A 17,739-nucleotide genomic window follows, 5' to 3' on the forward strand; every position below is an offset into this window, starting at 1 on the left:
CGTCATGCTCGTTGCCCTCGAGTCCTACTTCCACGATGCGCTGCGCCCCGCCGTCCCCGACGCGGTGGAGATCTCGACGGGGCCGTCACTGGGGCCTGTCGCGGGGGCGGAGTCCCTCGTGGAGGTCTGCGTCTCCCAGTTGAAGCTGGAGCCTCTGCCGGGGCTCGACCTCGCCGCGCAGCGCGAAGCGGCCTACTTCGCGCAGGTCCACCGGTGGGCCTCGGACGGGAAGAAGGTGGACTTCGAATTGCCAGCGAAGGCCCTGGGACAGGTGGCGGAGGTGGAGTCGCCCCCAGGCCGGCCGCTGCGTCGGGGAGACGACTACGTCGTCGACGGGCGCACGGTGCGCTTCTATCAACCGCCCGCGCTCGCCGACGTGGCCGTGGTCGTCTTCCTCCGGGGAGCGCGGTCCGCGGGCTTCCTGGAGCGGCGGCGCTGCGAGCTCTCCCTCGTCATCCGGGCGTGGGCACGGCAGTCGGGCGCGGCGGATCCGCTGCTCTCGGCCGCGCTCGCCGCGGCGCTGGTGGCCTCCGCGGACCTGGGCAACCTGGACGACTCGTACGCGAGCCCGGCGGACTCCGGTGTTCGCCTCCGGCTGCTGCGGCCCGTGATGAGCCTGTCGGGCATCCACCGGAGCGCGGAGACCGTCGCCGAGACGCCCTTCTTCCGCGCCGAGGCGGAGTTCCTGATCCGTGGCGACCTCGAACAGCTCGTCGCGCTGGGCGAGCCCGAAGCCGAGGGCATCATCCGCGAGGTGCGCAAGGCGTAGCGTGCCCTGGCCGTGGAAGAGGGTGCTCCGGGTTCCAGGCGGGGCGTCCTGTGTCGCGGCGGCCCGTCTCGAGTCGCGGGCGCCACTCCGGACACGTGCCTCGCGCGCCCGCCGCGCAGCCTGCTCACGGAGCTGTGGCGGGTCCTGCTCCGGAACGGGGCCGTGCTGGCGCGACGGGCCACGTCGAACGTGACGCTCTGAAGACCGCCGCGCCTCCCTGCGGGTGGAGGCGCACCGGACGTCACTCCGCCGCCTTCGCGGCCTCCACGAAGTGCGCGAGCGCGGCCTCGAAGTCCGCAGTCGCCTCGATGAAGGGCAGGTGCCCCACGCCGGGGAGCCACGTGCCCCGCGCCGCGCGGGCGCGCGACAGCACCCCCTCCGAACTCATGGCCGGAAGGACCACCAGGTCGAGCTCACCGTGGAGCGTCGCCACGGGGCGGCCGCAACGCTCCAGCTCCACCGAGTAGTCCTCCGCGCGGGAGAGGAGCGCGCGCCGGACGTTCGGGGGCACGCGGAGCATGGCGCGGACGCTCTCCTCGGCCAGCGACGGGTCGACCCGTCGCGCGGAGCATGCGCCGATGAAGGCGCGAGCGGCGGCCTCGTAGGTTTCCGTGTCCTCGGACAGCAGGCCCCGCGCGTTCGACATCATTCCCGGCCCGAACAGGGCGCGCGCGGGCTTGCCTGTCTTGAGCGACGCCGCCACGAAGAAGAGGCCGCCCAACGCGGCATCTCCCCGGTGCCGGAGGTAGTCCCCGACGACGACGCCACCGTATGACCAGGAGACCACGACCGGCCGCTCCAGGCCGAGCCGCTGGATGACCGCCTCCAGGTCTCCGGCGAAGTGGACGCCATTCACATACGGCTCGTCCCCTTCAGGCTTGTCCGAGTCGCCGTGACCGCGGAGGTCGACCGCGACGAGCCGGTGGCTTCGAGCCAGGCCGCCCTGGAGGACCGTGTCCCACGCATGGCGGCTCTGGGCGAAGCCATGCACGAAGAGCACGGAGGGAACACCCGACGACGGGCCCGTGTCGCTCACCGCGAGCCGGACGCCACCGGAACCTTCAACGAAGCAAGTGCGCAGCATGTCGTCCGCCGCCAGTACGCGCCCGTGGACGGGCCGTCAATCCTTTGCGGGAAGGGAACGGCTTTTTGTCGGCAAATTCTTTTGAGGGGATGGAGCGTTCGCGCGCAGCCCCGGGTGGACCTGGAGGACCAGCTCGGTGGTCCTCGCCAGGTGTTCGGTCAGGAGCGCGCAGGCACGCTCCGCGTCGCGGTCCAGGGTGGCTCGCACGAGCGCGGTGTGCTCTCCCTCCACGTCCCTCCCGGCCTTGCCGTGCGCCTGGGCGAGGCGCCGGTAGCGCTCGGTCTGGTCGAACAACGTCGCATGGAACTTCAAGAGCCAGGGCGAGCCGCACGCGCTGAGCAGGGCCGCGTGGAAGCGCGCGTGCTCGAGCTCCCAGGCCTCGTCGAGCGTCCCGCGCTCCGAGGTCTGGACGCTCCGGAGGAGGCGGTGCAGGGCCGCGGTCACCTCGCCCTCCCAGGTGATGTCGCCATGGATGATGGCCGCGCGCAGCGCGAGCGTCTCGATCTGCTGGCGCGTCCGCGTCAGGTCCAGGATGTCGGCGCGAGAGATGGGCGCCACCCGGAAGCCACGCTGGTCCTCGATGGTGACGAGCCCCTCGGACGCCAGTCGGCAGCAGGCCTCCCGCAGCGGCGTCCGCCCGACGCCGTAGCGTGGCGCCAGGTGTTCGAGCCGCAGCTTCTCACCCGGGGGTAGCACCCCATGAAGGATGTCCCCGCGCAGCCGGTCCACGACCGCTGACGCGAGCGTGGGTTCGGACACCGGGCCACGGATGCGGGATGGAGCAGCCATCGACCTCCTCATGGGAACGACAGGACCTATACGCCAGGGGGCGAAATTGACACAAGGCGTCGAATTGGGTGCAAAGTGTATTTTGTCGACATTCGATTGAAGTGCCTCGACTCCCTCGCTAACCTGGGCGGGCGGCACAGGAGACCAGCGACATGCGGATGGCATCGATTCTCGTGAAGGATGTGCCCGCCCTGGGCGTGCGCACCCCCAGAGGGATGGTCAACATGACGGCTCTCGATCCGTCGGTCGGGAGCTCGCTGCGGGCCCTGCTCGAACGGGGCCCTGGTGTGTTGGCGACGCTCGCCGCGCGTGCGGCGGAGGCGGCCGAGTCGTACGTGCTTTCGCCCTCGGAGTTCCGCTTCCGGCCGCTCGTGCCGGAGCCGAGCAAGTTCCTCTGCCTCGGGTTGAACTACGTCGCGCACGCGTCGGAGGCGACCTACGAAACGCCGCGCCACCCCGTGGTCTTCACGCGTGTACCGTCGAGCCTCCTCGCGCACGGTGAGCCGCTGGTGGTCCCCACCTGCTCGAATCAGCTCGACTACGAGGCCGAGCTCGCCGTGGTGGTGGGGCGCCCGGGGCGGAACATCCCACGGGAGCGGGCGCTGGAATGGGTCGCCGGGTACACGCTCTTCAACGACGGCTCGATTCGGGACTACCAGAAGCGCACTCCCCAGTGGACGGTGGGGAAGAACTTCGATGGGACAGGGCCCCTGGGCCCCGAGCTCGTGACCCCTGATGAGCTGCCCGAGGGAGCCCGCGGGTTGCGCATCCAGATGCGTGTCGGGGGCGAGCTCCTCCAGGACGCGAACACGTCGGACATGATCTTCGACGTCGCCACCGTCATCGCGGACCTCTCCGAGGCCATGACGCTCCAGCCGGGTGATGTCATCGCGATGGGGACTCCGAGCGGCGTGGGCGCCGCGCGAACGCCGCCGCGGTACCTCCGCGCCGGTGACGTGTGTGAGGTCTCCATCGAGCGGATCGGCGCCTTGACCAACCCCGTCGCCGACGCTGTCTCCGCGCGCGCCGGGGCGCCGCGCACGCACGAGCAGCCAGCCGCACCGGCGGCGAAGTGAGCTGGAATCGTTGAGGAAGCACCCACGGGAGGACGAATGTCCACGCAAGCGAAACTGCCCAGCAGGCTGCATCACACGGCCTACGTGACCCGGGACCTCGAGGCGACACGGAGGTTCTACGAGGAGCTGATTGGCCTGCCGCTCGTGGCGACCTGGTGCGAGTCGGACGAGCTGTTCGGTGCCGTCCGCACCTACTGCCACACGTTCTTCGAACTCGCGGATGGGAGCGCGCTCGCGTTCTTCCAGTTCGAGAAGCCGGAGGACCAGCAGCTCTTCGGGCCGGAGATGCCCGCCTCTCCGTTCCACCACATCGCGCTGAACGTGGACCAGGAGGCCCAGCACGGAATCGAGCAGCGTCTGCGGGCTGCTGGCTACAAGGAGCCCGAGCTGTACGTGCTCGAGCACGGCTACTGCCGCTCGCTCTACGTGAAGGACCCGAACGGGATGATCGTCGAGTTCACGCATGACAGCCCGGAGGCCGTGAAGCCCGCGCTCGTGGAGGTCCGCCGCGCCAAGGCCCGCCAAGAGCTGGCGCGTTGGCTCGCGGGAGACCGCACCTCCAACAACGTGTTCCGGTGAGCCTGCTCACGCTCTCGTTCGACAACGGGCCCGATCCCCGCGTGACACCGCGGGTGCTCGACATCCTGGCGTCGCACGCCATCCCCGCCTGGTTTTTCGTGCTGGGGAAGAACCTCGTCTCGGACGAGGGGAGGCGGCTCGTCGCGCGTGCGCGCGATGCGGGGCACGTCATCGGGAATCACTCCTTCACGCACGCCATTCCGCTTGGGGAAGATGCGCGCCCGGACGCGGTGGAGGAGGAGATCGCCGCGACGGAGGAGCTCCTCTCCCCGCTGGTCTCCGCGCCGAAGTGGTTCCGTCCCTTCGGAGGCGGAGGGAGGCTGGGCCCACACCTGCTGAGTCCGCGCGCCGTCGACCACCTGTGCACCCACCAATACTCGTGTGTGCTCTGGAACAGCGTTCCCGGCGACTGGCTCGACCCCGTGGGATGGCCCGAGAAGGCGCTCCAGGATTGCGCGATGCGCCCTCACACGCTGATGGTCTTGCATGACATCCCGGACGCCTGTCTGGAGGGATTGGACGGGTTCCTCGTCCGGGCGAAGGCGCTGGGCGTGCGCTTCACGACGGAGTGCCCGCCGGACTGTGTGCCCATCGTGGAGGGTCGCATCGTTGGCGACCTCTCGGGGCTCGTCGCCGCTGGCTGACGGGGCGAGAGGCGTCGGCTCACGGGCGGGCTTCAATCGGGGGGCGCTCTTGCTGTAGCGGTGCACGCCCGGGCGCGCGAACTACGCGGCGAACTGCGGCTGGGTGGCCATTTGCGCGACCAGCGCGTCAATCACCAGTCGAATCCGCGGAGGCATGTGCCTCCCCCTCGGCCAGACGGCGTGGATGGGGAGCGAGGCCCCCCGGAGCATCGGCAGCACACGGCGCAAGGCGCCCGCCTGCAAGTGTTCAGCGGCCAGCCACGAGGGCAGTTGCGCCACGCCCATGCCCGCCAGCGCCGCATCCAGCAATGCGCCGGTGTCACGCAGGCAGAGCGCGCCATCCACGGGAACCTCGCTCGAGGCCATTCCCGCCTCCGGTCGCGTTGCGTCCACAAGCTCCGTCAACCGCCAGCCCGTCCGGCGATCCGATAGCAGGCAACGGTGCCCGGCGAGGTCGGCGAGGGTCTGAGGCACGCCGCCGCGCGCCAGATACGTCGGTGAGGCGCAGAGGATCGTCCGCTGTACACCCAAGGGACGCGCCATCAGCTCCGCGCGGTCCGCCAGCTTGCCGATGCGCACGGCCAGGTCCACTCCGTCGGCCACCAGTTCGCTCACGCGGTTGGAGAACGTCACATCGAAGCGCAAACGCGGATGCCGCGCGGCCAGCTCACCCACGACCGGCATGACCCAGCGACGGCCGAACAGCAGGGGCACGTCCAGGCGCACGTCGCCCGCCGGCTGTGTCCGCCGGGTGCTGACGGACGCCTCCGCCGAGGCCAAGGCCTCCATCACCTGCCGACAACGCTCGTGGAATTCACGCCCCTCCGGCGTCAACGCCAGCCGGCGGGTGGAGCGCTCCACCAGGCGGACGCCCAGGCGCGCTTCAAGCCGCGAGACCGCCTTGCTCACGGCCGTACGCGACACGTCGATGCGTTGCGCCGCGTCGGTGAAGCTGCCCGTGTCGCCCAAGGCGACAAAGGCGCGGATTCCAGCCAGTGCGTTCTCCGTCAGCATCCGGTCCCCTTTGGGTTCGCCGTCGAACGACGGACTGGTGACACTTTGTCACGTTGGAGGCGACCTCACCGCACGCCACCTGCTCGGTAGATTGAAGGTTTGACGCAGCTCAATCCGTCATCGAGGAGACAGGATGTCACGCGACAAGACGTTGGTGGTGATTGGCGGCAGCTCCGGCATCGGCCTGCGGACCGCGGAGCTGGCGGCCGAGTGCGGGATCCACGTGGTCATCGGGGGCCGTTCTCAAGACCGGCTCGACGGCGCACTGGCCCGGTTGGGCGGCGGCGCGCGCGGCTACACCGTCGATTCGGCGTCGCGCGAGTCGCTGGCGGCGTTCTTCGGCCACATCGACAGCATCGACATGCTCTTCACGCCAGGGGCGAGCTACCGCGTCGGGAGTTTCGCCGACAGTCCGCCAGAGGTCGCGGAGAGCCCGTTCACGCACAAGTTCTGGGGACAATATTGGGCCGTGCATGCCGCACTGCCGAAGTTGACGGAACGTGCCTCGGTGGTGCTGATGTCGGGCGCGGCCGGCGCCCGGCCCGTCAAGGGGGGCGCGGCCTACGCCGCCTGCAACGCCGCGGTCGAAGGGCTCGCGCGGGGGCTGGCCACGGAGCTCGCGCCACGTCGGGTCAATGTCATCGCGCCGGGCACCGTCGACAGCGACCTGTGGCGTCGGCGCCCCGCCGAGCTCCGCGATGCCGCCTTCAGCGGCTATCGCGCCGCCACGCTGCTCGGTGAAGTCGGGCGTGTCGACGATGTCGCGGATGCGGCCCTGTTCTTGCTCACCAACAGCGCCATGACCGGTTCGACACTCTTCGCCGATGGCGGCTACGTGTTGCGCTGAGCCTGGTGCTTGTTTCGGGAGGTCGAGCCGGGTTGGAGGGAGGCGCAGGAGTGCGCCTCCCTCCGTGGAAGACCCGCGGTCCTCCGGCCCTACGGAATGTTGTACGTCAAGGTCAGGTCGTAGGTGCTCGCGGTGTAGCCCCGCACCATGAGGTAGACGCGTTGCACGCCGGCCGGAACCGTCATCAGGCACGACTCGGCGGCACCGGAGAGGTAGGGGCGGCAGTCGTAATCCGTGAGGGTGGGGGGCTGGTTCCAGCGGACGTACAGGTCTGGGTCCCCCGTTCCCGTCATCACCGCGGTGAGCTTGCTGCCTGGAATGACGCAGAAGGGGCCCATGGGGTGCTGATCACCAAGGCTGAGGCTCCCCTTCATGTTCACCGTCGGCGTGTCGTAGGTGCCAGGGGTATAGGTGGCCGTCAGCGAGACGCCGGCGAAGGCGCTCTTGCCATGCAACATGACGTACCACTTGCCAGGGGACGGGCTGGGGAACGTGCAGGTCTCTTCATTTCCGGGAAGCATCGACCGGCAGTCGAAGTTGGTGAGTGTCGGCTGCGCGTCGAACTTCACGTACAGGTCCGCGTTCCCCGTGCCGCCGCTGCTGCTGATGGTGAGCTTGCTCGGGGTGGCCAGCGTGTTGAACGTGCCGTTCCCACCCTGTGCGAGCGGGAGGCAGTTTCCGCCGCCCGGTTGACTCGGCACCTCGAAGTAGGCGTATTGCGTGCTGTCCGGGGCGCCTCCCAGACCTGGGAGCGGCACGCCGTTGATGAGCTGTGGCGTCGCGAGCGAGGACACCCCCACGGCGGTCCATGCGTCCTCGACCGACCGGGTCGTGGCCGCGTCGTAGCCGAGTGCCTGGGCCGCCTGCACCGTGTACAGCCTTGCCTGCCGGAGGGTGGTGGTGGAGGTGAAGTAGTTCGTGTTCGCCCAATAGAAGATGCGCCCTGCCTTCTGGATGCCAATGCCCGACACGACCGTGGTCGTCTTGCCGCGTGGGTGGGTGCCACCTTGGGCGAGCAGATAGAAGGCCAGGTTGGGAATGCCGGAGCCGTAGTGCACATCCGTGCCGGAGGAGTAGTTCGGGTAGTAGTCCACCGACGCCCCGTCCAGCACGGGGTCGTTCATGTAGCGGAGCGCGTCGTTCGGGATGCTCGGAGTCCAGACGTCGTCGCCAATCCTGTAGACGCCGCTGTCGATGCTCCACCCTTTCGCCCACGCTTCGCAGTAGGCGGAGAAGATGTCGCTCAGGGACTCGCTGAGCGCCCCGGACTCGTTGGCGTAGACAAGGTTCGACTCGCGCTCCGTCACCGCATGCGTCAGCTCGTGCGCGGTCACGTCCCGCGACTTGCCCAGCGCGATGGAATTCACGCCGTCCCCATCGCCGTACACCAACTGCACGCCATTCCAGTAGGCGTTCACGTAGTTGGTGCTGTAGTGCACCGTGCTCCTGAGCGGTGCGCCCGCGTTGTCGAAGGAGTCGCGGCCGAAGTTCTGGAGGTAGCACTGGTAGACGGTGCTCAGGTGGCCGAAGTTCTCGTCCACATGTGAGTCGCCCGTGGCCGCGCTTCCCTCGGAGCGTCTGAGGGTGCCGGGGAGCGTGGTGCCGTTGTTGGCCGAGTACACCTGGCGGTTCAGCGCCGTCTGGATGCGCGAATGAACCGCCAGCCGCGCTCCCGTCTGCGCGTCCACGTACACCTGCTCGTCCGCTGGCAGGTCGCCGCGGTCGCCTGTGACGTGCACCTCGTAGGCCAGCGTCGTCGGACGCGCGCCTTCGCCCAGCAGATACACCAGCCGCGCGGGACGCTCCGCCACCGCGCCGCTGACCCCCAGGTCGCGGACCGCCGCGCTCGCCGCCAGGGCCTCTGACAGCGCCGGTGACACCGCCGCCTTCGCCCCGTCACGCGCTGAACCGTTGGCCGCGTAGACGAGGCCCGCGGTGTCCGCGTGGAGAATCAGCTCGCCGCCCACCACCTTCAGCCCGTTCTTGAACTGCTGGAAGCGCAGGTGGCCGTGGCCCCGGTCGTCCACCGTCACCCGTGACAGCACCAGGTCTTCGCCACGCAGGCGGAACGCGGGCGCGATGCCTCGCAGCGACTCCTGCGTCCGCGGTCCTCCTGGGAGCAGCCGCGCATCCGCCCCCGTGTCGATTCGTCCCAGCTCGCCACGGATGAAGTAGGGAATCCCTCCCTCCGCTCCCTCGCTCCGGGCCTCGTGCAGGTTGCTCAGCGCGGCCCGGATGTCGTTGTCCTCTTGCTCCACCGGAGCCGCGGGGGCTTCCCCGCCGGCCATGCTGCATCCGCAAAGCGAGAGGCCAGCCCAGACGGCGCAAAGACTCCTCAATCGGCTTTTCATTGGAGAATCCCCCACTTCAATTGGAGTTTTGCTTTTACCATGAAGACTGGCAATTCCATGCTCAGGGGCGTCCTGGCCGCCAGGGGAGGTTCGCCACCGCGCAAGATTCTCCAAGCGCGGTGCGCGGGGCGTGACTAGGGTCGCGCCGCGTCATGACAGCGCCCGGGGCCGCCCTCCTGGATGCGGCGGCTGGCGGACGGGGAGAACGATGGCGGCGACGACGGTCATGAGGTGTGACTCGCTCTCGGTGTTCGACTACCGGTGCCACGCGGGTCCCTGGGACACGCCGTTCACGGAGCAGCACACGGGCTTCTCCATTGCCTATGTCAGGAAGGGGAGCTTCAGCTACCACACGCGGGGGAACACGTTCGAGCTGGTGGCGGGCTCGCTGCTGATTGGCCACCCCGGTGACGAATACCAGTGCACGCACGAGCACGTGGTGGGGGATGAGTGTCTGTCGTTCCGGCTCTCGGAGACGCTGGTGGATGCCCTCGGCGGTCGGCAGGAGGTCTGGCGGACCGGCTCCATCCCTCCGCTGCCGGAGTTGATGGTGTTCGCCGAACTCGCGCAGGCGACGGTGGAGGGCAGGCGCGACCTGGGGCTCGATGAGCTGGGAGTCCTGTTCGCTGCACGCTTCGTGGATGTCGCCTCTGGAAGGAAGCGCAGGCCGGTGGACGCCCGGCCGCAGCAGCGCCGCCGCGCGGTGGAGGCGGCGCTGTGGTTGGACGCGCACTCGCACGAGCCGGTCGTGCTCGAACGGGTGGCCCGGGAGGTCGGGCTCAGTCCATTCCACTTCCTCCGGCTCTTCTCGAAGGTCCTGGGCGTCTCTCCGCACCAGTATTTGATCCGCTCCCGGCTGCGCCACGCGGCCCGCCTGCTGGCCGACGACGCTCGCTCCATCACCGACATCGCGTTCGACGTCGGCTTTGGTGACCTCTCCAACTTCGTGCGCACCTTCCACCGCGCCGCGGGCGTCTCTCCCGGAGGCTTCCGTCAGGCCGCGCGGAAGGAGCGCAAGTTCCACCAAGTCGCGCGCACGGTGCCCTTCCTAGGATGACGGTCATCACCCAGGAGAACATCGTGTACGACCATATTGGATTGAAGGTGACGGACCTGGCCAGGAGCGTGCGCTTCTACGAGAAGGCACTGGCTTCGCTGGGACATGTGCTGTGCACCCAGGACGCGTCGAGCGCGGGCTTTGGCCCACCGGGCGAGCCGTGCCTGTGGCTCTATGACTCCAAGGATGGCGCGGGCCCCGGCGTGCACGTGGCGCTGAAGGCCTCCGAGCGAGCCGCGGTCGACCGCTTCCACGCGGAGGGGCTGGGGGCGGGCGGACGCGACCACGGGGGGCCTGGGCTGCGCGCCGACTACAGCCCCACGTACTACGCCGCGTTCCTGCTCGACCCGGACGGCAACAACGTCGAAGCGGTCTGCATGCGCTGAGGTCTGGCTTCCCCGTCGTGCGGGGGAGGGTCGGCAGGGGTGTGTGCCCTGCCGACCGCATGGCGACGCATGCCCCTGCTTCTCGGAGACTGGGGCGTGATGCGGGGTGCGCTATGCTGGCGCCCTCATTCCTATGGCCTCTTCTCGAAAATCTCCCGGTCTTGTCCGCGGCTACGTGCTGCCGGCCCTCCTGCTCTTCGCCGTGCCGCTCTTCGGGTTCTGGTTCTCCGGCCATGCGTCCGACCGCCTGGATGCCCGGGTGCTCGACGTCGTCGAGAAGCAGATCGCACAGGACACCGCGTTGAGCGAAGCGGACCGTCAGGAGGCGCTCGCCTTCTACCGCGCGGTCCCCGCATCGGCGGCCTGCGCGGACGACAGGGCGGAGTTGACGAACTACCGCAACAGCCTTGGCGGCGCGTGCTCGGACCTGAGGCAGTTCGGGTGGGCGCACCTTGCCTCCTGGGTCCTGCTCGCGCTGGGGCTTGCGTCCACGGTGCTCGCGCTCCTGTGCGGTCTGGCCGCGTTCATCTCACGCCCCTTTCAATACGGCAGCTTCGTGGTGGGCTGGCACGTGCTCCGGGTGACCAGCGCGCTCCAGGTGCTGGGCCAGGGCGCACTGGTCGTGTGGCTCTCCTACTGGGGGCCCGCGCTGTGGTTCCAGCGCTACTCCCCGAAGCTCATCATCCTCATGGCCGTCGTGGCCGGCCTCGCCGTGTTCATGGTGGTCGTGGCCATCTTCCGCCGCCCCTCCATGGACTTCGAGGTGGAGGCGGAGGAGATCCTCGAGGAGCGCGCCCAGGAGCTGTGGGCCTGCGTGCGCCGGCTGTGCAAGCGGCTCCAGACGTCGCCGCCCGACCACATCCTCGCGGGCATCGACACCAACTTCTTCGTCACCGAGCATGAGGTCCGCGTGGGCGGGCGTACGCTCTCCGGGCGCACGCTCTTCGTGAGCGTGTCCCTGCTGCGCCTGCTGGAGCGCTCCGAGGCGGAAGCGGTGCTGGCGCACGAGATGGGCCACCTGCTGGGCGGTGACACGGGGCACAGCAAGCGGCTGGCGCCCATGCTCTCGCACTTCGGCGACTACCTGCAGGCGCTCTACGAGGGCGGCATGACGCGCCCCATCTTCTATTTCATGGCGGCCTACCGGGGGCTGTTCGAGCTGTCGCTGGGCCGCAGCCGGCGCGCCAGCGAGCTCGCGGCGGACCGGCTCGCGGCGGGGGCCACGTCGGGGCAGGACATCGCGCGCTCGCTGGTGAAGGTGAGCGCGTACGCCAGCTTCCGCGCGCGCGTGGAGGCGAAGCTCTTCGCTCAGGACGAGCAGCAGGCGTCGGTGGCCATCGCGCAGCGGGTCGCGCACGGCTTCTCCGAGTACGCCCAGTCCGAGGCGGTGCACGACGACTTGCAGGGGGCCGTGACGCCCCACCCGTTCGACTCCCACCCGCCGCTGGCCGCGCGCATGGAGAACGTGGGCGTCCAGCTCAAGCCCGCGGACATGGCGCAGGTGCTCCTGGAGCCGGTGACGTCCTCCTGGGTGGACACCCTCCTGGACGCGGAGGCCATCGAGGCGCGGCTGTGGGGCGTCTACGAGGCGCGCTTCGCGCAGGCCCATGACCTCGCGCTCGCCTGCCGCTACGAACCGTCCACGGAGGAGGAGCGGCGGCATGTGGAGAAGCACTTCCCGCCGCTCGTCTTCGAGGGCAAGGAGGCCCGCTTCGAGGTGCGGATGAACTACGCGGAGGTGAGCTGCGCGGAGTGGGAGCAGCCCGTCCCATTCGACGAGGTCGCCTCCGCCGCCACCGCCGAGCGCATGTTCAAGAAGTACCTGGACCTGCAGGTCACGGGAGAAGGCTCCAAGCGCCGCCGCTCCATCTGCCTGAGCAGGTTGCGGGATCCGGACGCGCTCCTGCAAGCCTTCCAGCGTTACCTGGGGCGACACCAGTACATGCGGGCGCACCGCTCCAACTCGGAGGCCGCTTGAGCCGCACCATCCGCCGGAGCGTGGCGGGGTAGAGGAGGAGGGCCGGGGCGAGGGGGCTGTGCCGCTTCCTCGCGCGTCTCATCCCCGCGGGTCGTGGCCGGGCTTCTTGGCGAGCAGGTCCCTGGCGCGCGTCACCGCCGACATCGCGTTCGGCCAGCCGGCATAGAACGCAAGGTGCGTGATCATCTCGACCAGCTCTTCCTGCGTGACGCCATTCTCGAGCGCCCGTGGGAAGTGGAAGTCCATCTGCTCGGTCTTGCCCATCGCGATGAGCGCGGCGCACGTGATGAGGCTCCGGTCGCGTTTGCCGAGCTGCTTTCGCTCCCACACATCTCCAAAGAGAACGTCGTCGGTGATGTCGACGAGCTTCGGCGCGAAGTCACCGAGTGACTTCCGGAGCGCGCTGGGAGGCTTCTGGGTGCTCATGTCATCTTCTCCTGGAGGGGCCTACGCCCGAATGATGCAACCGTGACGATGGAGGACAGCGACTTGCATCGGTCACTGCTCCTGCGTGGGCGCCCACGCGCTGTACTGCTCGTTGGAGACCTTCTCCAGCCACGTGACGTTCCTGCCGTCGAGCGACTCTTGAATCGCGATGTGCGTCATCGCCGTGGTCGGCGAAGCGCCATGCCAATGTTTCTCCTCCGGCCCCACGGTGACGACGTCGCCCGGCCGGATCTGCTCGATGGGTCCACCCCAGCGCTGATGAAGGCCGCGTCCCGAAGTGACAATCAACGTCTGGCCCAGCGGGTGGGTGTGCCAGTCGCTTCGCGCGCAAGGTTCAAACGTGACGTAGGCGCCGCCAGCACGTGCTGGCGCGTTGGCGGAGAACAGCGGGTCGATGCGCACGGTGCCGGTGAAGTGCTCGGCGGGGGCCTTCTGAGAGGGTTGCGTGCCGTTTCTCTTGATGTCCATGTGTCCAACCTCGTGTTCATTCCGTTCCAGGCGCTCCCGCTACGCCGCCGCCAGGAAGGGCCCACGCTGGGAACATGCGTCGCCGCTTCCGTGACAACCAGGCGCCGCGGAGACCCAAGGGATGGGGTGCCCTCCCGAGCGAGCGACCCCTTGGGACATCGGGCAACGATGCCGCCGGATCGCGTGGACGGAACATGTTCTCGGTCGCGGCGAGGAACTAGAGGCCCATCACAAGACAGGCTCTTAAGCCCTGGTTACCAATGGGCCTTGCTCCTCGGGAGGACAGGCCGTCTCTTCGCGACGCGGGAGCCCCACCTCCCGCGACCGCGGCGACCCGTCTCTCCAAGCCTGAAGGCCTCGCACGACCCCGCGCCACCCTGGACAGGGCGCCTCACGCCGCTGGAGCAGGCCAGGGCCCCCCTGGTGCGGTCGTGGCCTGAGGGAGGGGGCCTCCCGAGGCGGCGCGCGCTGGGCGGCGGTACCTCAGGGGCTGCGCTTCTGCTCCCGGAACTCGCGGGCCCAACGCTGGGCGGCGGCCGTGGCGCGCTCGGTCTCCGAGGAGAGGCTGCTCGCCTCTGCCTTCGCGGGAGGTGGCGGCGCCCCTGGGGCTGGAGCCAGCGCTCCGGCCACCTCCGCGCCGAGAGGCAGCTCTCCCTTCTTCCGCACCCACATGCGTGGCGTGGCGCTGGCCGGCTGCTTGGGTGATGGCGTCGCGACCTCGGCCTTGGGCCTCCGCCCGCGCGGAAGAATGACGTCGGGAATGCTGTGGGGGGCCGCCCCCTCCACCCACGCCGCGTGCAGGCGGCCCGTGGCCACCATGAGGCGCCGCTTCTGGTAGTGAGCGGCGCAGTAGCCCTGGCTGCGGTGGGGCTGCCTGCAACCAATGACGGCGCAGGCCCTGACCGCGGGTGCGGCGGCCGGAGCAGGCGTCTCACGGATGGGCTCCGCGGCGGCCTTCGTCGGCCTCGTGGCGCTCCCCTGACGCTCTGCCCGGACGGGCTGGGGCTCCCCGGACAGCCGGCTCGCCAGCCGGCCCAGCGCGGCCACGAGCGATGCGACAGGGCCCGTTGCCTCGCCCCGAATGGCGGCCCGGAAGGCGCTCTCGACAGGCCCCATCGACGTCACGGGGACCGGGTGGGGACGGTCGAGCTTCGATGGAGGAGAGGGTCGTGAAACACGAGGACGCTGAATTCTTCGCATGTGATGTTTTGCTCTGCTCGTGCTGCTGACGGGTGGGGAGCGCCTCGGGACCCGGCGCGATAGTGGACGACTACCACTCCTTGGCGCGATGTCGTTAATCGGTGAGCAGGGGCGGACCTTACACGGGTTGGGGCAACTTCTTGGAGAATGAAGGGGGATGCCCATCCGTTCTCGGGTGTGCACTCCGCGTCGTGGCACCGGGGCGCTGGCAGTCGAAGCGTGCTGAGGCCGCGACCCGACGCGGCCGTAGGCCGTCCGACACCTGGAGGCAGGGCGCGGCCCGATGCCAAACAGATGGTCCCGCGGGGCTTTGTCTTTCACGTCCGGTTCAGCCTTGCTGCATGGCAATCCTTCCTTTCACAGGAGCGACCCATGCGAACGCGCTTCACCGAACGCTTCAAGCTGAAGTACCCCATTGTCTGCGCACCCATGGCGTACATCGCGGGTGGCATCCTGGCGGGTGCGGTCAGCCGTGCCGGCGCGATGGGATTGATTGGCGGGGGATATGGCGACGCGGATTGGATCGCCAAGGAGCACGCGCTCGCCGCTGGCGCGACCGTGGGGGGTGGACTCATCACCTGGACGATCGAGCACAATCCGCCCATCCTCGACGCGGCGCTGTCGCACCGACCGCATGCCTTCATGTTGTCCTTTGGAGACCCGCGTCCCTACGCCGCGAAGATCAAGGCCTCGGGCGCGGCCTTGATCTGCCAGATTCAGCGCCTCGCCCAGCTTGATCAGGCGCTCGAGGCAGGTGCCGACGTCATCGTGGCGCAGAGCAGCGAGGCCGGGGGGCACGGGATGCACGACCGCGCGACCACCACCCTGGTCCCGGAGGTCGCCGACATCCTCGCGAAGCGCGCTCCGAACACGCTCCTGCTCGCGGCGGGAGGCGTGGCCGACGGGCGTGGGCTGGCGGCGGTCCTGGCGCTGGGCGCGGATGGGGCGCTGGTGGGCTCGCGCCTGTGGGCCAGTCGCGAGTCATTGGCGCACGAAGCCTCCAAGGCGATGGCGGTCCGATTGACCGGGGAGGACACCGACCGCTCCACCGTCTTCGACATCCTGCGTGAGAAGGACTGGCCGGAGGGCTACACCTTCCGCGCGCTCAAGAACACGATGACCGAGCGCTGGTCCGGACGTGAGGACGAGCTGTTGCTCGTCGCCGAACAAGAGCGCGCGATCTACCGGGCGGCGATGGCGGCGGCCGACTACAGCATCGGTCACTCCCCCGTCGGCCAGGCGGCAGGGTTGATCCGCGACATCCCCACCGCCGCGGAGATCCTGGCGCGGATGGACAGTCAGGCAGCCGACGTGCTCCTGCGCCTCAGCAAGCACACCTAGGAGGTGATGAGAACCCGACGAACACGGAGGTCTTATGAGTCACCCGCGTAGGTGGATGATTGGAATCATCCTGGCAGGCGCCGTCGTCCTCTCCCTGGGCATCCGCCGCGACCGGTCCGCCAAGGAGATTGAAGAGCGACGCGCTCGCCCCCCGTCGAAGTTCATCACCGTCGATGGCGTGCGAGCCCACTACCGGGATCGCGGCAAGGGCTCGCCCATCGTGCTGCTCCACGGCTCCAACGCGTCGCTCTTCGCCTGGGAGGGCTGGATGGACACGCTCGCGTCCGAACACCGGGTCGTGACCATGGACCTCCCCGGCCAGGGCCTCACCGGGCCCGACCCCCAGCACCGCTACTCCGACACGGAGGAGGTCGCCTGGGTGGACGCCTTCGTCAAGAAGCTGGGGCTGGACCGGTTCACCCTGGGCGGCAACTCGATGGGCGGGGGCATCGCCTGGCGTTACGCCGTGCTCCACCCGGACAAGGTGGACCGGCTGATCCTGGTGGACGCCTACGGCCTGCGGCGCGACGAGAAGCTGCCCTTCGTCTTCCAGCTCTATGAGCAGCCGGTGCTGAGCCATGTGGTCCGCTGGGTGACGCCTCGCTTCATGGTGAAGAGCGCCGTCGCCGCGACCTATGGCGATCCAAGGCACGTCACCGATGAGACCGTGGACCTCTACGAGGACATGCTCCTGCGGGAGGGCAACCGCGATGCCACCCGCAGGAGGTTCGCGCTCGAGGATGAGGACACGCTCGAGGAGCGCCTGTCGGAGATCAAGGTCCCCACGTTGATCCTCTGGGGGGGCCGCGACGAGTGGATCCTCCCCAAGTACGCGGAGACGTTCCACTCGAAGATCCCCCAGTCGCGGTTGGTGATGTTCGACGGACTGGGCCACGTGCCGATGGAGGAGGACCCCGCCGCGACCGTGGCCGCGGTCCAGGACTTCCTCCACATGCATTAGCCGCTACCGGCCCACGGGGCCTGAGAGGAACCGCGCGACCGACCGGACCTGTTTCCGATTCCGCTTGCTGTCAATCGTGCGGGTCAGGTCGCGCGGCACCTTGCTCATCGTCTTCATGGTGTCGCTCACCGCCTTGCCGGTGTTCTTCACCATGTCGCGGAGCGCGCCATCCTTCTTCTTCTCCGCCGACTTCTTCTCATTCTTCCGGTAGGTCTTCATCCCGTCGGAGACTGCGGCGGCCATGTGGTCCATCGCGCGGCTGACATTGCGGTGGGCCTTGTCCAGGTTCTTCAGCCCCTTGCTTGTCTTGCGCTTCTTCTTTGGCGGGACCGTGCTCTCCACCATCACGTCCGCCGTCATCGTCCCGGTCCCGCTGCCGTTATGGCCATCCGTCTTCACGGTCATGTCGGCGGACACTTCCTTGCCTGGAATGCTCATTGTCTTCCGCTCCTTGTTTCTGCTCCACGGGGTTCACGGCATGAAGGGAGGCACGAAGGGCAGCGGCAGGCCCCCACGCCGCTTCTTCTTGGGCTGCTTCCGGTAGAGCAGCACCACCGGCACGAGCTGCTTGCCGGTGCTCTCCTCACCCAGCCGATTCCGGACCTCGTCCAGGACCTCGTTCACTTCGAGCATCAGCGTGCCCTCGCCACGCTTGAGGTCCTTGAGCTTCTTTCGCCGCTGCTTGCCCATATCGATCACGATAGGGAGGGGACCGGTGAGTCGCTGAGGATCAATCGCCATTCGATGT

The 17,739-nt window shown here is 68.8% G+C and carries 19 protein-coding genes; 10 read left to right on the top strand and 9 right to left on the bottom strand.

What is annotated here, in order from left to right; genetic code table 11:
* Positions 1-4: 4 nt before the first annotated feature.
* Positions 5-769, top strand: coding sequence for a hypothetical protein (locus tag FOF48_RS04265; RefSeq protein ID WP_143898827.1), 765 nt, complete (start codon positions 5-7; stop codon positions 767-769).
* A gap of 241 nt (positions 770-1,010) precedes the next feature.
* On the opposite strand, the gene FOF48_RS04270 is transcribed toward FOF48_RS04265, so the two are convergent.
* Together FOF48_RS04270 and FOF48_RS04275 are read right to left on the bottom strand one after the other, a co-directional pair.
* Positions 1,011-1,853: an alpha/beta fold hydrolase gene (locus FOF48_RS04270; protein ID WP_143898828.1), complete on the bottom strand. Its 843-nt coding sequence runs from the start codon at positions 1,851-1,853 to the stop codon at positions 1,011-1,013.
* A gap of 36 nt (positions 1,854-1,889) precedes the next feature.
* The gene (locus tag FOF48_RS04275; RefSeq protein ID WP_143898829.1) at positions 1,890-2,642 is read right to left on the bottom strand and encodes a GntR family transcriptional regulator; all 753 of its coding nucleotides are present in this window, start codon (positions 2,640-2,642) and stop codon (positions 1,890-1,892) included.
* A 158-nt stretch (positions 2,643-2,800) separates the two neighbouring features.
* Between FOF48_RS04275 and FOF48_RS04280 the strand changes: the two genes are divergently transcribed.
* From FOF48_RS04280 to FOF48_RS04290, 3 genes are read left to right on the top strand one after another with little or no spacing between them, the layout of a single operon-like run.
* Positions 2,801-3,718, top strand: a complete 918-nt coding sequence (locus tag FOF48_RS04280; RefSeq protein ID WP_235685329.1) for a fumarylacetoacetate hydrolase family protein — start codon at positions 2,801-2,803, stop codon at positions 3,716-3,718.
* Positions 3,719-3,754: 36 nt separating this feature from the next.
* Positions 3,755-4,297: a VOC family protein gene (locus FOF48_RS04285; RefSeq protein ID WP_143898831.1), complete on the top strand. Its 543-nt coding sequence runs from the start codon at positions 3,755-3,757 to the stop codon at positions 4,295-4,297.
* The gene (locus FOF48_RS04290) at positions 4,294-4,941 is read left to right on the top strand and encodes a polysaccharide deacetylase family protein (protein ID WP_143898832.1); all 648 of its coding nucleotides are present in this window, start codon (positions 4,294-4,296) and stop codon (positions 4,939-4,941) included. Before FOF48_RS04285 ends, FOF48_RS04290 begins: the two co-directional genes overlap by 4 nt.
* 81 nt (positions 4,942-5,022) lie before the next feature.
* Here FOF48_RS04290 and FOF48_RS04295 read toward each other — a convergent pair whose 3' ends face one another.
* Complete coding sequence (locus FOF48_RS04295; protein WP_143898833.1) at positions 5,023-5,955, bottom strand: LysR family transcriptional regulator; 933 nt, start codon at positions 5,953-5,955, stop codon at positions 5,023-5,025.
* 133 nt (positions 5,956-6,088) lie between these two features.
* Between FOF48_RS04295 and FOF48_RS04300 the strand changes: the two genes are divergently transcribed.
* The gene (locus FOF48_RS04300; protein ID WP_143898834.1) at positions 6,089-6,802 is read left to right on the top strand and encodes an SDR family oxidoreductase; all 714 of its coding nucleotides are present in this window, start codon (positions 6,089-6,091) and stop codon (positions 6,800-6,802) included.
* Positions 6,803-6,891: 89 nt separating this feature from the next.
* Here FOF48_RS04300 and FOF48_RS04305 read toward each other — a convergent pair whose 3' ends face one another.
* Positions 6,892-9,090: a M4 family metallopeptidase gene (locus tag FOF48_RS04305; RefSeq protein ID WP_255441879.1), complete on the bottom strand. Its 2,199-nt coding sequence runs from the start codon at positions 9,088-9,090 to the stop codon at positions 6,892-6,894.
* A gap of 289 nt (positions 9,091-9,379) precedes the next feature.
* Here FOF48_RS04305 and FOF48_RS04310 point away from each other — a divergent pair, with 289 nt between their 5' ends.
* The 3 genes from FOF48_RS04310 (at position 9,380) to FOF48_RS04320 (ending at position 12,574) form a co-directional block, all read left to right on the top strand.
* Positions 9,380-10,210, top strand: coding sequence for a helix-turn-helix domain-containing protein (locus tag FOF48_RS04310; RefSeq protein WP_255441880.1), 831 nt, complete (start codon positions 9,380-9,382; stop codon positions 10,208-10,210).
* Positions 10,207-10,596 carry a VOC family protein gene (locus FOF48_RS04315; protein WP_255441881.1) on the top strand — a complete coding sequence of 130 codons (390 nt, stop codon included), beginning with the start codon at positions 10,207-10,209 and terminating at the stop codon, positions 10,594-10,596. The genes FOF48_RS04310 and FOF48_RS04315 overlap by 4 nt, the downstream gene beginning before the upstream one ends.
* A 133-nt stretch (positions 10,597-10,729) precedes the next feature.
* Positions 10,730-12,574: a M48 family metallopeptidase gene (locus FOF48_RS04320; protein ID WP_143898837.1), complete on the top strand. Its 1,845-nt coding sequence runs from the start codon at positions 10,730-10,732 to the stop codon at positions 12,572-12,574.
* 78 nt (positions 12,575-12,652) lie between these two features.
* Here FOF48_RS04320 and FOF48_RS04325 read toward each other — a convergent pair whose 3' ends face one another.
* From FOF48_RS04325 to FOF48_RS04335, 3 genes are all read right to left on the bottom strand, one after another.
* Positions 12,653-13,000 (bottom strand): carboxymuconolactone decarboxylase family protein, encoded by a 348-nt coding sequence (locus FOF48_RS04325; RefSeq protein ID WP_143898838.1) that lies wholly within the window; start codon positions 12,998-13,000, stop codon positions 12,653-12,655.
* Positions 13,001-13,072: 72 nt separating this feature from the next.
* Positions 13,073-13,489, bottom strand: coding sequence for a cupin domain-containing protein (locus tag FOF48_RS04330; protein WP_143898839.1), 417 nt, complete (start codon positions 13,487-13,489; stop codon positions 13,073-13,075).
* Positions 13,490-13,972: 483 nt separating this feature from the next.
* Positions 13,973-14,605, bottom strand: coding sequence for a cell wall protein (locus FOF48_RS04335; protein WP_235685332.1), 633 nt, complete (start codon positions 14,603-14,605; stop codon positions 13,973-13,975).
* A 378-nt stretch (positions 14,606-14,983) separates the two neighbouring features.
* On the opposite strand from FOF48_RS04335, the gene FOF48_RS04340 reads away from it, so the two are divergent.
* Positions 14,984-16,030 (top strand): nitronate monooxygenase family protein, encoded by a 1,047-nt coding sequence (locus FOF48_RS04340; protein WP_143899112.1) that lies wholly within the window; start codon positions 14,984-14,986, stop codon positions 16,028-16,030.
* Between the two features lie 55 nt (positions 16,031-16,085).
* Entirely contained in the window at positions 16,086-16,991 is a 906-nt protein-coding gene (locus FOF48_RS04345; protein ID WP_161663992.1) for an alpha/beta fold hydrolase, read from the top strand.
* Between the two features lie 3 nt (positions 16,992-16,994).
* On the opposite strand, the gene FOF48_RS04350 is transcribed toward FOF48_RS04345, so the two are convergent.
* Both FOF48_RS04350 and FOF48_RS04355 read right to left on the bottom strand, forming a co-directional pair.
* Positions 16,995-17,429 (bottom strand): hypothetical protein, encoded by a 435-nt coding sequence (locus FOF48_RS04350; protein WP_143898841.1) that lies wholly within the window; start codon positions 17,427-17,429, stop codon positions 16,995-16,997.
* Positions 17,430-17,462: 33 nt separating this feature from the next.
* Positions 17,463-17,732, bottom strand: a complete 270-nt coding sequence (locus FOF48_RS04355) for a hypothetical protein (RefSeq protein WP_143898842.1) — start codon at positions 17,730-17,732, stop codon at positions 17,463-17,465.
* Between the last annotated feature and the right edge of the window lie 7 nt (positions 17,733-17,739).

The sequence above is a fragment of the Corallococcus sp. Z5C101001 genome, from assembly GCF_007352635.1.
GTDB lineage: Bacteria > Myxococcota > Myxococcia > Myxococcales > Myxococcaceae > Corallococcus > Corallococcus silvisoli.